This window comes from Thiohalomonas denitrificans (assembly GCF_016841685.1).
GTDB lineage: Bacteria > Pseudomonadota > Gammaproteobacteria > Thiohalomonadales > Thiohalomonadaceae > Thiohalomonas > Thiohalomonas denitrificans_A.
In genome coordinates this window covers 46066-60460 of record NZ_JAENYR010000015.1, presented here as the reverse complement: position 1 = coordinate 60460, position 14395 = coordinate 46066, and the positions used below count along the sequence as shown (strand labels likewise).

Here is a 14395-nt window from a genome sequence, read left to right as displayed (position 1 = left end):
GTAACTGCTCGCCCGGGTGATCGCGCACGGCCCAGGAAATCCGTCATCCCCGCGTAGGCGGGGATCCATTTTGAGCCATGCTTCTGTTCTCTGGATTCCCGCCTACCCCCCGCCTACGCGGGGGTGACAGGGAATGACGGAGGGGGTGAGTAGTTACCAAAAAACTTTTTTCAACAGCACTGCTAAGGCTAGGAGCCTGTCGGACTTGACCGATCGTAGCGAGGGAAAGCCGGTTTGAGACAGATTTTTCGATCTTTCGAGGCGAATAGTGGATCTATTTAACGAGAAAGATCGGAAAATATGGCCAAATCCGGCTTTTCCGTAGTAGATCAGCGTTAAGTCCGACAGGCTCCTAGCCACAGCAGGCAGAACCCGGCCGGTTGGGCATACTGGCCAGGGCGGCGTGATCCTCGTTATAAGGTGCCTGCCCGGCCACGCCCTTCGCCGTGGAGGCCAGGACCTGTCGCGCCCACTCCGGCAAGTCGGCCGCCAGGCAGTAGTAGACCCACAGACCCTGGCGCCGGTCACTGACCAGCCCCCCTTGTCGCAATTGGCCAAGGTGACGGGAAATCATCGGCTGGGACACCCCAAGCGCATAGGTCAACTCACAGACGCAAAGCTCTCCCTCCTGGTGCAGGAGCAGCAACGCCCGCAGTCGCAACGGATGCGCCAAGGCGGCAAAGAAGGTATCCACATCGATATTCATCGTGCACAATATATGCACAAGCATATATACTGTCAACCATATATTTCAGAAAGCAGATGTTATTCTGTGCTGTACCAGATCAATCACTCGAAAAATCGTGACTGCTCGTCCGGGTGATCGCGCACGGCCCAGGAACTCCGTCATCCCCGCGCAGGCGGGGATCCATTTTGAGCCATGCTTCTGTTCTCTGGATTCCCGCCTACGCGGGGATGACGGAGGGGGTGATTAGTTACGAAAAATCAACAATGGGAGGGAAGCACAATGATGAAAAGACCGAAGCTGCTATTTCTCTGCACCGGCAACTCCTGCCGCTCGCAGATGGCCGAAGGCTGGGCCCGTCACTTCGCGGGCGAACAAATCGAGGTGCAATCGGCCGGCATCGAGGCCCATGGCAAGAATCCGCGGGCGATTGCGGTGATGAGAGAGGTGGGTATCGACATCTCCGGCCAGGAGTCGACCCGGCTGACCGACGAGATGCTCGAGGGGACGGACCTGGTGGTCAGCGTCTGCGGCCACGCGGACGAGAACTGCCCGCTGCTACCGCCGGGGACGCGCAAGGTCCACTGGCCCCTGGAGGACCCGGCCCGCGCAACCGGCACCGAAGAGGAGATTATGGATGTGTTCCGGGCCGCCCGCGACGACATTCGAAACCGAGTCGCCGCGCTGGTGAATGAACTGGGAAAGTAACCCCTGCCTGGGATTCATCGGTTTGTAGGGGCGTCGGAAGCCGGCAGGCTAATCGAGCCGACTAACAGCGCCCTTTTTTCCTTTGGCCAGGAGGGCAAAAACCGGGTGACGAGTGCTCTATCCGCACGGCGGGTGCACTGACAGCAGGAGCTGGGGACGGGTGACTGGATTTGGTGTCAGTAGTCGCTGCGGCACCGACCGCGCCGCCGATAGCCCCACCGACAATAGCGCCGTCGCGACCACCTACTTCATTGCCGATCGCAGCACCAGCAGCGCCACCGATCCCGCCACCGATGGCAGCATCGAGAGTCGAGTCCGCGCTGGCGTCAGCGGCTACAAGCATAATCGGAAGAATCAGAAATCGTAATTTCATTGCAGACCCTGGAAATAGAAGAATTTTACAAAGGGTCGCCGATTGCCGGCGGGATTTAGGTGATGTTAGTCACAATTGACTGCATGGAACCACATCAGTTCTCGCGAAAAAGTGCGAATCCAGATGAAAAAAACACTTGCGGCGCCTGCTTACTGTTCAAATCCTACGAAAGCAGGTTAAAATGATCTTGTCCACGCTGTGCCGCACTTGAATCTCTCAGATCGTTTCAAGCCGTTGTAGCCCACCCTGGCCCGAGGACCTCGATTTTCGGGGAACTTCCTTCCTGATGTGGAAGCCACCAACCCGAAGATTCCATGAATTCGTGCCGAGATCGCTGAACAGGCCATATCAAGCTTGAGTAGATATGCGACCTTTTAGCCCGACTCCCGACCGATCTCCGCTAATATCGCTTATTGTCGACATCGGCAATAAGCGATATGGTCAAGACCAGCCTACCCTTTGGCGCAGTCGGCTTCGGCTCTACCATGGGGAGAAAAAGCCGCCTGAGGCGGTTTTTTCATTTTTGGGATAAGCATGAACAAGAAAACACTCCCCTTCTGGCACACCCAATATCCCGCATTCGCGCAAGTTTCCGCGAATCCAAAGATGCACCAATCGGACCGCCGGGCCGAAAATCAGTTTCTTGATCAGGTGGAGGGCGGAAGCGAGATGCGATCTGGTACAACGAATCTAGACGCGGCTCTAGCAAGTAGCCGCTCGGGGCAGTTGCGCACTGGACTGCTCTGATACCCGGCAATATACGTAGACCAGTGGCCGTTCGGAGGTTCCATTGAAGCGCTCAACCCATGCATCAATTTGGTGACGTCCGAGCCAGTTGGCTACCGCATTGCGCTGGAAGCGGTTGACGTACCCGATAGGACGTCCGTCTACATCCATGCGCAACGCATTTGGATCCTTAGGGTTACTTGGCTCCAGCGTAAAGCGAACCGGCATGCCGGCAGACAGTTCTTCTAATCGGATGTCCTGGTAGCGAAAACCCGCAACCTCAAGGAGGACTTCCCCCGGCGGGGTAACCTCTTCCAGCGGCCACACCAGCGAGAATCCGTCGGACGGCAACTTGGCTCCACAATACGCCAGGAGGGTAAAATCGGGCAGCTCCGAGTCAGCACGAAGCCGCCACTGCTGAAGAAACTTGGGAAAGTCCTTGCGCGAACGTGGCGGTACCCGACGCAAAAAGGCCTCACGGACGCCATGAAAATACACCTGGTTCGTCTTGCGAAAGGCGGGATAGCAGTTGAAGCCCAATTCCTGCGCCTTCCGGAAATCCTCGCTCTCCGTCAGGTACCGAAATGAGAGTCCACCCTGTGCTTCCCGCAGTTCGCCCACGGCAAACCGTCTCCGCTCCTTGCCCTCAGGGGCTTGCCAGGTAAGGAGCAAACGGAAAGGCAGAAAAGTATGTTCAATCAGTTGCATAGCTATCCGCAAAGCGCTTCGAGAAGCTTTCGATAACGTGTTTCCGTGAGATTAGACACGAATTCCGCCCGCTCTTCGCTTAGCGGGGTCGGAACATCGAAGGCCGTCATTCCGGTGATGATAGACCTCATCGTATCCATGTTGAACTGTTTCAACCGCATTTTCGCGCGCTCTCTTAGCGTCGGATGCCTTTCGCAAAGCTGCACCACCAGCTGCGAGTGCTGGGCCTGAGACTCATCACCAAGCCTCCAGCGCATGTGGTGGGTTCCTCGCTCGATATACCGAGCCATACGGTCGGGGTCCGCAAAACCGGCCAGCTTTCGGTTAACTAGCTCATGACCCAAACTGGTTCCGTTATCGAAAGCCGGTGCCATTCTGGCCCGTTCGCTATCGCGCCAGAGGAGACCCCAATTATCCTGGTGCCGATCGGTGTTACCGACAAGGGCGTCAAGCAAAAGCGTATCGCACCACCACAACAGCCAGTCGCCATCCAGCTTTCCGCTCCGTCTGGAAACCGTAGAGTACCGCTCGATACTGACGAAGTTGTGTTGGCGGCCCCGCCTTCGGTCGAACCCCTTGATCATGTCGGTCATGATATCGCCACCAGGGACGTAGCGCTCCGCTGGGTCTCCGGGGTACTCCAGAAACCATTCGACCAGAGCACCGCAAACGCCATTGTCACTATCCCAACCCACGAAGGCCGGTGGCACAGGCGCTTTAATCAGGCATCCGACTCGGTAGGCGATGATCTCCGCCCAAAATTGCTCTGGATATCGCTCAAAAGATTTCTTGAAAAGATAGCGATGGCTCGGGATCAGAAACAGGTGTGGTTTCGGTTCCGGAGAGATAAGCAGGCTTTTGTCCCGGGCACCCTCGGGATAGACGCCGAATTCTTCGTCCGCCTTCCAACGCGCCACATTCACCGGCTCGTCGGTAGGTTGATCAACCCAAGTGCCTTCTCTCCCCACACTAACTCCAACCTTCTGTCATTCGGACGGATCGTGCACGAAACGACACCATTCTGCACCAATTACCCCCGAATTCCGCTGCTGGCAGTGCTCAGTTAACGCTCGGTCGGTCGGCCGACCATATCCAACCCTCAACGAGTACCCGCTGCATATCACTCGATTCCGGCCCCACCGCTCGTCCACCCAAGAAATCGGCGGCCCCCAAAGCGCAAACGGCCGCATCCATCGCGTCAGGCCCAACCCCCTCAAGGGTGAACCCCGAACGATCGAGTACCCTCATGAGCCCTTCCACACTGCCACCGCCACTTTGTGCCGAGTGCGCGAGGCGCGTGGCGGCTGGATAAACCTCGATGGTACGGATCGGTTCGGGCTCGTCCGGCGCCCATGCCAGAGAAACCGGCAGCCCGGTTTTCGCCCGAATCCCCTCAAGCAGCTCCAGTGCAGCGACGGTTGTTCTGGAGATGAGGTTCGCGCCGACTTCCAGGGGCTTCTTGCCCAATCGGCGCCTGATTTCGATATCGGTGAGTCGGCGAAAGAGGTCATCGGCAGGCGCCCGCATGCCTGAGCCGGCCCGATGGTCGGCCAATGCGGTTGCCAGAGATATCGGCCAGCCAAGGGGCGCGTCAAGAGCGATCAAAGCGCTTTCAACGTTGGCGAGCCAGTCGGCCGCTATGTCCACTGGAGACGCCGTTGCGCTACCTATGCAACACTCAAGAATGCAAACGCGGCCCTTACGCAATTCGCCGAGAGCCAAACCTACCTTTTTCGGCTGTGTAGCGCAGTCGATTCCAAGCAACGCTGTCATGAGGAGTCCTCGTGGGCGACTTCAGCCGCACCGCTTGCCCGCACAGTCCCCAAGAAGGCCTTCATCAGAAGATCCACAACGTGCGTTTACGTCGCTTGCAAGCTCAAGGCTACCTTCCTGGAGTTGTCGCCCGGCGGACAACCGCGACTGTCCGCTTTGATTCGGTCTCCCGGGGCTGCCTGGGCGTAGAAGTCAGAGGCGCGCGGCAGGCTGCCGCGACCGCACCGCTTGATTCACTCGCCCTATTTGCCCTTGTTCAGACTCTCACGTAGTAACTGGCCGAAGGAACCCACAGCCTCTTCGGCCTTTGGGTCGGCACCAGGCCGGTACGCTTCAAGGTTCGCGGCTTCCTCGTGGGCCGAGGCATCCAGCGACAGGCTCAGTCGGCGGCGGGTGCTATCGACGCTAAGGACGATAGCCTCGACGGTGTCGCCGGGGTTGACCACTTCCTTCGGGTGACTCACCCGCTGGCCGCTCCCCAGTTCACTGATGGGCACCAGTGCTTCGAGGCCCGACTCGACCTCGACGAAGGCGCCGAAGGGCTGTAGCCGGGTGACCATACCCTTGACCGGTGCTCCCACGGGATAGCGCTGCTCGGCCCCCTGCCACGGGTCGGCGGCGAGGGCGCGGATGGAGAGGGCGATGCGCTCACCGCGGCCCGGTTTTTCGCTCTTCTCGATCCTCAGCACGGAGACTTCGACCGCCTGGCCGGGAGTGACCACGTCTTTGGGATGGGAGACCCGGCCGTAGGCGAGTTCACTGACGTGGACCATGCCCTCGATCCCGCCGAGGTCGACAAAGGCGCCGTACTCCTTGACCGCCGTCACCGTGCCCGGAAGTACCAGCCCCACCGCCAGCCGGCCCCGAAGCTCCTCCGCATCCCGGCGCGCAGCCTCTTCCAACAGCGCCCGGCGCGAGAGCACGAGATTGGGCCGGCGTCCGCCCTCGAAGCGGGTGATGCGAAAGCTCAGCCGCTGGCCGACGAACGCATCGAGGTCATCGACGAAACGAATCTCCGCCTGCGAGGCCGGGCAGAACCCCCTCATTCCGGCAACCTGGACCTCGAGGCCGCCCTTGGTGACGCCCGAGACCAGCCCCTCCACCGGTAGCTCATTGGCATAGGCGTTTTCCAGTTCGGCGCTGTCATGAACGGCCCGGCCGCTGCCGCGCCCCAGCAGCAGGGTGCCGCTGTGGTCGTCCCGGCTGAGCACCATGCTCTCGATGGTATCGCCGACCTCCGCGCTGTGCTGCCCCTCGGCATCGGTCAGCTCGGCCACGTCGATCACGGCCTCGGCCTTGGCGCCGACATCGATAAAGGCCTGCTCCTGACCGATGGAGACGATCCGGCCGCGAATGCGCTCGCCCACCTGGGGCGCCTTGCTGCTTGGATTAGGGGTCTTCTGCTCGAACTCGCTGAGGAGGGCGCTGAAATCTTCGTGTTCTGCCATGGGATACCCATTTGCCGGGGATGGTGAATGGATGCGCAGGAGTGCCGGCTCGACCTGCGTATCGGAAACGCTCACGGCCCCGAGGGCCGGATGGCCATGGTAACCCGACAGGCTGCCGCGGGTCCGTTCCTGGTTTGACTTTGCCGTCGACAGAGAGGTTCGGGGCCCCCTTCCAGGAGTTGGTTGAAATGGTCATGCGGTCGGCTAGTTCCGCTTGCCAGGCCCACAGGGGACTTGCGCCCCCAAGATTGTCCCAGCACCACCTGTTCAGAAGTGCCATGCCTGGCACACCCAACGAAAAAGCTCGCTGGCGCGGGCTTTAACTGCTTGAATTCTGGCGGCCAAGGACGAAATCGAACCGCCGACACGGGGATTCTCAAAACGGTGAGCGCTCACTCTATTATCCATCCCACACCGATCAGCGAACCTTCAACTTTATCAGAGGATTGGCTATACGAACTTCTGTTCTTTTTCCAGTAGGCTAACCATTAGCGTGAGCGCCTCCAAAGACGCGATCTTAAGAGGGTGCTAGCCTTTTCTACGGAGAAAGAGCATGTCGGAGCGACCGTCGCGTATGGAGGAGGTTCGCCAGAGCCAACAGGACTTCCGCACCCTGTCCGAGAACTCGACCGACATCATCTCCCGCTTCGACCGGGCGCTGCGTCACCTGTACGTCAATCCGATGATCGAGCGCTACAGCGGGTGGCCACGGGAAGCCTTCATCGGCAAAAGTAATGCCGAATTGGGTATGCCGGAGGCACTAGTGACGCTGTGGGACGAGCGGATCCAGAGTGTATTCGCCTCCGGTCGTGCACAGGCGTTTGAGTTCAGCTTCCCGGCCCCCCAGGGGGAGTGCTACTTCGAGGCGCGCCTGGTGCCGGAGTTCGGAGAGGACGGCCGGGTGGCCACCGTTCTTGGCGTGGCACACGACATCACCGATCGCATCCGGTTCGAGGAGACATTGCGCCGAACCGCCCACGACCTTGACGAACGTGTCAAGGAGATGAGCTGCCTGTACACAGTCGCCTCTCTCACGCAACAGCGCTCCCGTACCCTGGCAGAGGTACTGCACGGCACCGCGGAGGCGTTAGCCGCCGCCTACCAATACCCGGAGATCGCCTGCGCCCGGATAACTGTTGATGGTCACACGGAATGGTCCGAGCCGTTCGAGCAAACCCCTTGGCGACAGGCGGTGACGTTTGGGGCGAACAACGAGCTCTCTGGCGTCATCGAGGTGTTCTATCGAGAGGAGCGCCCACCGGCCCAGGAGGGGCCATTCCTCGCCGAAGAGCGGGCTATACTCAACGCCGTTGCCGAACTGCTCAGCCGCAGCCTGCGGGAACGGCAGGAGTGGGACGCCCGTGAGAAAGCCGAAGCGGTGCTGGTACGTAAAACCAAGGAGCTAGAGCGCCTGAACGCGGAGTTGGAGGAGTTCGCCTACGTGGTTTCCCATGACCTGAAAGCGCCTTTACGGGCCGTGGCCAACCTCGCCTATGTTATTGACGAGGATGTGGCAGAGGGACTCGATGAGGAGAACCGGCTGCGGCTACGACTTCTGCGCGAGCGAGTTATGGGTATGGACGCGCTCATCGATGGGCTGCTCGGCTACGCCCGTCTGGACCTCTCAACGCAGGATCGCGAAGCCGTTGCGCTTGGCCCCCTGTTGGGCGACTTGCTCGTCCGCCTGACCATTCCACCTGGCTTTCGGATCGAGTTGGAGGAACCGTTACCGACTATTCTCGCCAACCCACTGCACCTGCGTCAGGTCTTCCAGAACCTCATCACCAATGCCATCGATCACCACGACAGCTCCGAAGGATCGGTTTGGATCCGAGCACATGATGACGGGAAACACTGGTGCGTGGAGGTAGTAGATGATGGCCCCGGTATCCCAGCGTGGGTGAAGGAGAGGATCTTTCGCGTGTTCAGCAGCGGCGGCAAGCCAGGCCACACCGGTATCGGCCTGGCGGTGGCACGTAAAATCGTCCTAAGTCACGGCGGACAGATCGAAGTGGCCGATAATAGCCCACGGGGAACGATTGTCAGGACCTTCTGGCCGAAATGAACAGCAGCTGTCGAGACCACCACAACTCCAAGTTTCGACCCCGCAGCGGAGCAAGCTGGCCGGGCCCATGGGCCGCGTCAGTGCTCCGTGATGTTTCCTTCCCCTGCAGCATCAGTCGTTAGCACAGCAGTCCGGAATTGACGGCTTCTGGCCGATTTCGACCTGTGCGGCTCACCACTGAGCAGGTAGCGACCCAGAGCTGCCCCTTGGCGGTTAGAAGAATGTCGGTTGGCGAGGCGACTGACGAAAGCGTTCGGCATGTGTTTGGCTGCCGGCCCGCTCGTTCTCGCTTCGGCGATTCAGTCGAGTGGCAGCGACACGTCAGCGGTGCCCCAGACCCGATTGAATTCACGCTGTACCGCAGCGGCCTTTTCCGCTCGGCCTTGGGCGTTAAGCGCCTCGGTGAGGCCGTAGAGCGACCAGCCGTTGTCGCGGAAACGTTCGAGGTCTTTGCGGAAAGCCCGTTCCGCCTCCGCCGGGCGGCCAGCTAGCAGCAGCACGCGGCCGAGGTCCTGGCGGGCCGGGACGGACCACTCCGGCGGCTCTCCGTAGAGCAGCGCGTCTTCGCTGCGGACGGCTGCCTGCATCTCGGCGACGGCCTGTTCGAGGTCACCGGCTGCAACCTCGACATAACCGGCCAGCACGTGGGTAGCGACCGCCAGCAGGTCTCGCGACCGGTTGAATTCCATGCGCATGCCGTCGACCGCCGAATCCCCGGCGATCCGGCGCAGCGCCTGCAGCTGATCACGTGCCGCCGCCACTTCGCCGCTAGCGGCGAGCGAACGGCCGCGGGAATAGTGCCAGAGCGCGCGCGCATGCGGCATCGATGCGGCAGGTGGGTCGGTCGCGAGGATCTCGCCCCAGCGACCGAAGCGGACGAGCATCAGCAGCGGTCGGCTGGACCAGTGCTGCAGGAAGTCCATCCCCGGCGTGCCGTACATCTCCGGCGGGATGAGGTCGGCAACCTTGCGTGCGGACGCGATCGCCTGGTCGCTCCGACCGATCATCGAGGCCGCGAATGCCAGGAAGTCGTAGTTGTGGGGATAGTAACCCACCGTATACATGCCATAGCCCGGCCGCTGGTCCGCGATCCAGGTTTCGTCTTCGTGCACGGCGTGCTCGTTCTGCTCGATGGCGTCGAGATAGCGCCCGACCCGGATATAGATGTGGCTCGGCATGTGGACGATGTGCCCGGCCCCCGGCATCAGGTCCGCCAGCCGCTCCGCGCAGGGGACCGCGCGCTCTGGGTAAAGCTTCTCGACCGCGTGGATGTAGAAATGACATGCTCCCGGGTGATTCGGATCCTGGTCGACGACTCGCTGAAAACCCGCCAACGCCTCTTCCATGCCGGGCTTTGGCCGGCCGTCTTCGGTCCAGTAATCCCATGGCTGCAGATCCATGACGGCCTCGCCGTAGAGTACGACCGCCTCGGGATCGTCCGGCCAGCGCGCCGCGATGCGCCCCATGGCCTCGGCGTACGCCTTATCCAGGTCGGAGCGGTCTTCCTGTGGCTCGGGCGCATAGCGTTCGGCGAGCGCATCGATGAAGGCACGCTCTCGCTCCGACGCATACTCACGCCGTTCCAGCGCGCCCTGCAGCGCGTCGTAGGCCGCCAACGCAGCGTCCGCATCCATTGGCAGATTGATGTTCGGGCCCCAGGCGAGGGCCTCGCCCCACCAACACATGGCGCATCGCGGATCCAGCCGCTGTGCCTCGCGGAAGGCACGGATGCTCTCGGCGTGGTTGAAGGCGTAGTAGAGCCTGAGGCCCTGATCGAAGTATGCGTGCGCTTTGGGAACGTCGGTCGTGATAGCGTAGTGATGGTCACCCAGGTCGTTGTAGAGTGGGACTTCATCGCCGTGGCCGGATGCGGCGTGTTGCTGAGCGGCTGACGGCTGCGATACCGCGATTCCCAGGCCCAACAAGCCCAAAGCAAGAAATATCGTCATGCGCATGGGAACTCCCCTCCCTGCTCTTTCGTTCAGACTTCTCCTCTGTTTCTAAAGATTAGGCACGATTGGTCCCTTTGGCCTTAGTCGCCCTTTTGTCTGCCCAAAGGAGCCTCAAAAAGACAGAACCAATATCCCTCGTCCGGAAAATGCCGGTGGAGTTCCGCTTCCGACCCAAAGCGTCCTGTCGCGCTCTCCTTGTCGGATTTTGGCTAAGCAGCGATCAGAGGACGCGGGCAAACGATGCTTTGCTAACTCCCGGTAACTATTCCCTACCAAGACGGGTCGGCCTGTCACCCCGCTATGCTGTAAGCAATGCGTTATGAGGCAGAATGGAGGGGCCGGCGTGGGCGACCTGACTGCCAATGAGATGAAGGCACTCAAGCGGGAGGTCGAGGCTCTGCGGGCCGAGCGCGATGCGTGCCTTAAGAGCAGCGAGCGCTACCGCGCACTATTCGAATCGATGATCGAGGGCTTTGGCCTGGCCGAAATCATCCTGGATGAGCAGGGCCGGCCCTACGACTATCGGTTGCTGGAGGTCAATGAGGCGTTTGGTCGACTGACCGGTTTTCCTCCGCACGTCGCCGAAGGCAAAACAGCCCGCGAACTGGTGCCCGGTGTCGAGCCGCTCTGGATTGAGACCTACAGTCGGGTGGCGTTGACTGGTGAGCCGGCGCGATTCGAGGCCTACACCGAGGGGCTGGGCAAGTGGTTTGAGGTCTTCGCCTACCGCACCACCCCGGGGCAGTTCGCTCACCTTTTTACCGATATCACCGAACGCAAGCGGGCCGAGCAGAACCTGCGTGAGAGCGAGGCGCGTTATCGCCAGCAGGCCATCGAACTGGAGACCATCTATGGACAAGCGCCCGTCGGCCTGTGCGTGTTCGACACTGGGCTGCGTTTTCAACGGGTCAACCAGCGACTGGCCGAAATCAACGGCGTTCCAATCGAATCCCATTTGGGGAGAACCGTGCGCGAGGTTGTACCTGCTCTCGCCGAACAGGTGGAGCAAGTCGCCGAGAAAATACTTGAAACGGGCGAGCCGGTGCTGAACGTCGAAATCAGCGGGGAAACCGCCGCCCACCCCGGAGTCGAGCGATTCTGGATTGAGAACTGGCTGCCGCTCAAGGACGAGGCCGGGAACATTTGGGGGATTAATGTGCTGGCTGAGGAGGTCACCGAGCGCAAGCGCCTGGAAGAGAGTCGCCAACGTGAGACAGAATTCAGGACCTTGGCCGAGCACACCCCCGATAACGTCGCCCGGCTAGATAGGTCGCTGCGCTATCTCTATGTTAATCCGGCCATGGTGGCAAGCACCGGCATCCCAAGGGAAACCTTCCTGGGCAAAACCAACCGCGAGCTGGGTATTCCGGAGGCGCTGGTGGCGGACTGGCAAACCCATACACGTCGGGTCTTCGATACCGGCCAGGAGGAGAAGGTTGAGTTTACCTTTCCCACCCCCCGAGGCGAGCGCTATTTCGAGTCACACGTGGTACCGGAATTCGGCCCCGATGGACGAGTCGAGACAGTGCTGGCGGTGACCCGTGACCTGACTGAGCGCAGGCGTGCCGCAGAGATTCTTGAGCACACCGCACACAAGCTTGGCGAGCGCAACAAAGAGCTGCGCTGTCTGTACGCGGTCGCCTCCCTCACCCACCAGCGGAACCGTCCACTGGACGAAATATTACGCGGCACGGTCGATGCGCTGGTCCCCGCCTACCAGTATCCGGAGATTACCTGTGTACGGGTCACGGTAGAGGGCGCTAGCTATCAAACCGAACCATTCGCCCAAACAGTGTGGCGGCAGGCAGAAGTGATCAGAGTGGATGGCCAGAGCGTAGGGGCGTTGGAGGTGTTCTACCGGGAGGAGCGCCCGCCCGCGCAGGAGGGGCCGTTTCTCACCGAGGAGCGAGCCATACTGCGGGCCGTCGCCGATTTGCTCGACCGTGCCCTGCTGGAGCGGCGCGAGTGGGCCGCCCGCCTGCAGGCGGAGAGTGGGTTCAAGGAGGCCCAGCGTTTGGCCCACCTCGGTAGCTGGGAGTGGGACCGATTAAACGACCGCTCCCGCTGGTCGGACGAGATGTTCCGCATCGCCGGATACGCCCCGCAAGCCTTTCCCGTGACACTCCAGTCGATCCTTGAAGTGGTCCACCCGGAGGATCGGGAACGTGTACGAGCCCTGGCGCAGCGGGCCATCGAAACCGGCGAGGGATTTGTGGATGAGCTCCGAATCGTGCAGCCCGACGGCAGGGTGCGCGTGGTAGTAAGCCGAGGTGAGGCCATAAAGTCATCTGGTGGCGAGGTGATGGCGCTACGAGGAACCTGGTTGGATATCAGCGAGCGTAAACAGTCTGAGGAGGCGCTGCGCGTAAGCGAGGCCCGTTTTCGCGAAGTGGTCGAACTCGTCCCCGACATCCTCTATCGCGTGGCTCTCCCGGGTTATCACGCCCAGTTCATCAGCCCTGCCATCAAGAACCTGCTTGGCTTCGAACCGGAGCAGTGGCAGCAAGACCCGATGATTTGGGTCCGCCAGTTGCATGAGGATGACCGCGATCGGGTCCTCTCCAGCTTGCAGGCGGCGCTCCGCGATGCGAGGCACTGCACGCAGCAATACCGGATGTGGCATAGCGACGGCCGTACCCTGCGGTGGTTCGAAGATCGAAAGCGCATTGAACGCGATACTGACGGTAAGCCTGTGGCCCTGTTCGGCGTCATGAACGACGTCACCAGCCTCAAGCAGGCCCAACAGGCCCTGGAACGCGAGACCCTGCATGACCCACTGACCGGCGTGGCCAACCGCCGCTACCTTAAACAGTTCATCGAGCGGGAATGGCTGCGCGAAACCCGCCACGGGCATCCGGTAGCCATGATCATGGTCGATATCGACCATTTCAAAGCCTACAACGACCATTATGGACACCAGCAAGGGGACGAATGCCTACGCCGCGTGGCTCGGGTTTTGAGGTCGTGCCTACGTCGTCCCACCGACCTGCTGGTGCGTTATGGTGGCGAAGAGTTCCTGGGGGTGCTGCTGGAGACCGAATCAGAACCGGCGCTCCAGTTGGCCGAAACGATGCGAAAGGCCGTCGAGGAACTGGGCCTCCCTCATGTCACTTCCCCGGTAAGTGGATCGGTGACCATTAGCGCCGGTGTAGCGGTGAAACTAGCGAGGAACAGCACTTTTCGGGCACTGCTCGCTGCGGCCGACGAGGCCCTCTATCGCGCCAAGGACAGGGGTCGCAACCGGGTGGAGGCGAGTGCTTAGTGCCCCGGCTGAAGGCTTGACGGACGGACCGCTTTTCAGCACAAACCGGTATTGATTTCGGTTCGGAACGACCGGCGGCTATTGGCCGGATATCGCCCATAACCTTTTTGCCTGTCGAGTTTCCGAATGCCGCGGTAAAAAGTTTTTGACAGCCGCGCCGGGCTCACCTACAAATTGAGTAGGCCTGATAAAGGCAAACCTGTCGAAAGACAGGGGCGCAAAGCCACCGGTCTAAGGATTCTTCGGAATCTATGATCGCGGGGCTACCAGGTCTTCATTCTTTTCACTGCTACCTGCAGCTCCCGCAGCTAAGGCAGGCGTTCACTGAGGAGCGCCCACCCTCATGCACGATCACACGTCTATCTGCTCTGACAGCTAAAGCGCATCCTCGACCGATGCCGAGATATCTGACAGTACTCTCCAACGTGCGGTTTCCGAGTAGCAGCTGAACGGCTCTCAGGTTGTTGGTACGCCGGTAAATCAGGGCCAGTTTTTTTTTTGGCTAAGGGCGCGGATCGACTCTTTGCTGCCGGCCGAGACCTCGACTCCAAGCGTCCGCTGAACACAGGTAAGCGGACTATCCTGGAAATTCGAAGTTCAATCAGCGCCGTGATGAATTCGTGACCGTTTCGCAATCCCGCCGTTAAATTCCCTTCCGATACTTGGTCATCGAGGGCACCTGCTCTCGCATCGAA

General features: G+C 60.6%; 9 protein-coding genes, 2 pseudogenes and 1 riboswitch. Of the genes and pseudogenes, 3 read left to right on the top strand and 8 right to left on the bottom strand.

The annotated features are described in order from the left end of the window. Positions 1–352 precede the first annotated feature (352 nt). Positions 353–706, bottom strand: coding sequence for an ArsR/SmtB family transcription factor (locus tag Q7L05_RS05165; protein ID WP_303902952.1), 354 nt, complete (start codon positions 704–706; stop codon positions 353–355). 261 nt (positions 707–967) lie between these two features. Here Q7L05_RS05165 and arsC point away from each other — a divergent pair, with 261 nt between their 5' ends. Beyond that, positions 968–1393 carry an arsenate reductase (thioredoxin) gene (gene arsC / locus Q7L05_RS05160; RefSeq protein WP_303902949.1) on the top strand — a complete coding sequence of 142 codons (426 nt, stop codon included), beginning with the start codon at positions 968–970 and terminating at the stop codon, positions 1391–1393. 177 nt (positions 1394–1570) lie between these two features. Here arsC and Q7L05_RS17495 read toward each other — a convergent pair. The 5 genes and pseudogenes from Q7L05_RS17495 to Q7L05_RS05135 form a co-directional block, all read right to left on the bottom strand. After that, positions 1571–1766 (bottom strand): annotated as a pseudogene (locus Q7L05_RS17495) (glycine zipper domain-containing protein); the annotation flags it as partial. Positions 1767–2468: 702 nt separating this feature from the next. Continuing rightward, complete coding sequence (locus Q7L05_RS05150) at positions 2469–3200, bottom strand: HIRAN domain-containing protein (protein WP_303902944.1); 732 nt, start codon at positions 3198–3200, stop codon at positions 2469–2471. Between the two features lie 2 nt (positions 3201–3202). Beyond that, positions 3203–4168 (bottom strand): hypothetical protein, encoded by a 966-nt coding sequence (locus Q7L05_RS05145; RefSeq protein ID WP_303902941.1) that lies wholly within the window; start codon positions 4166–4168, stop codon positions 3203–3205. A gap of 91 nt (positions 4169–4259) precedes the next feature. After that, positions 4260–4973 (bottom strand): DUF429 domain-containing protein, encoded by a 714-nt coding sequence (locus tag Q7L05_RS05140; protein WP_303902938.1) that lies wholly within the window; start codon positions 4971–4973, stop codon positions 4260–4262. Positions 4974–5215: 242 nt separating this feature from the next. Then, positions 5216–6421 carry a 30S ribosomal protein S1 gene (locus Q7L05_RS05135; protein ID WP_303902935.1) on the bottom strand — a complete coding sequence of 402 codons (1206 nt, stop codon included), beginning with the start codon at positions 6419–6421 and terminating at the stop codon, positions 5216–5218. Between the two features lie 553 nt (positions 6422–6974). Here Q7L05_RS05135 and Q7L05_RS05130 point away from each other — a divergent pair. Continuing rightward, the gene (locus Q7L05_RS05130) at positions 6975–8486 is read left to right on the top strand and encodes a sensor histidine kinase (RefSeq protein WP_303902931.1); all 1512 of its coding nucleotides are present in this window, start codon (positions 6975–6977) and stop codon (positions 8484–8486) included. A gap of 299 nt (positions 8487–8785) precedes the next feature. Here Q7L05_RS05130 and Q7L05_RS05125 read toward each other — a convergent pair whose 3' ends face one another. Then, positions 8786–10441, bottom strand: coding sequence for a tetratricopeptide repeat protein (locus Q7L05_RS05125; RefSeq protein ID WP_303902928.1), 1656 nt, complete (start codon positions 10439–10441; stop codon positions 8786–8788). A gap of 316 nt (positions 10442–10757) precedes the next feature. On the opposite strand from Q7L05_RS05125, the gene Q7L05_RS05120 reads away from it, so the two are divergent. Continuing rightward, positions 10758–13700 carry a PAS domain S-box protein gene (locus Q7L05_RS05120; protein ID WP_303902925.1) on the top strand — a complete coding sequence of 981 codons (2943 nt, stop codon included), beginning with the start codon at positions 10758–10760 and terminating at the stop codon, positions 13698–13700. 182 nt (positions 13701–13882) lie between these two features. Next, positions 13883–13971: riboswitch (cyclic di-GMP riboswitch) on the top strand. Between the two features lie 18 nt (positions 13972–13989). Here Q7L05_RS05120 and Q7L05_RS17490 read toward each other — a convergent pair. Then, positions 13990–14199: pseudogene (locus Q7L05_RS17490) on the bottom strand (hypothetical protein); the annotation flags it as partial. Positions 14200–14395 lie beyond the last annotated feature (196 nt).